The sequence below is a fragment of the Flavonifractor sp. HCP28S3_F3 genome (assembly GCF_052065355.1).
GTDB lineage: Bacteria > Bacillota > Clostridia > Oscillospirales > Oscillospiraceae > Flavonifractor.
The window spans coordinates 1-586 of sequence record NZ_JBQHUF010000041.1 but is presented as its reverse complement, the minus strand read 5'-3'; the positions used below and the strand labels follow the sequence as shown (position 1 = coordinate 586).

Sequence of the window (586 nt, the reverse complement as noted above, 5' to 3'; positions counted from 1 at the left end):
GGCTTCCAAGCCTCCCACCTATCCTGTACATGATTTACCGAATTCCAGTATTAAGCTACAGTAAAGCTCCATGGGGTCTTTCCGTCTAGTTGCGGGTAACTGGCTTCTTCACCAGTACAACAATTTCGCCGGGTGGGCTGTTGAGACAGTGCCCAAGTCGTTACGCCATTCGTGCGGGTCAGAACTTACCTGACAAGGAATTTCGCTACCTTAGGACCGTTATAGTTACGGCCGCCGTTTACTGGGGCTTCGATTCAAACCTTCGCTTGCGCTAAGCTCTCCTCTTAACCTTCCAGCACCGGGCAGGCGTCAGCCCCTATACGTCATCTTTCGATTTAGCAGAGACCTGTGTTTTTGGTAAACAGTCGCTTGGGCCTATTCGCTGCGGCCTCCCGTAGGAGGCTCCCCTTATCCCGAAGTTACGGGGTCATTTTGCCGAGTTCCTTAACAACCCTTCTCCCGTTGGCCTTAGGATTCTCTCCTCATCTACCTGTGTCGGTTTGCGGTACGGGCACCTTAGCATACCATACACCTTTTCTCGCCACAGAGCATCGCGGACTTCCCTACTATAATTTCGGTCCCTTAC

General features: G+C 52.0%; 1 rRNA gene. It reads right to left on the bottom strand.

Features of this window, described 5'->3' with window-relative positions:
- Positions 1 to 586, bottom strand: a 23S ribosomal RNA gene (locus ACTNB1_RS14865); the annotation flags it as partial.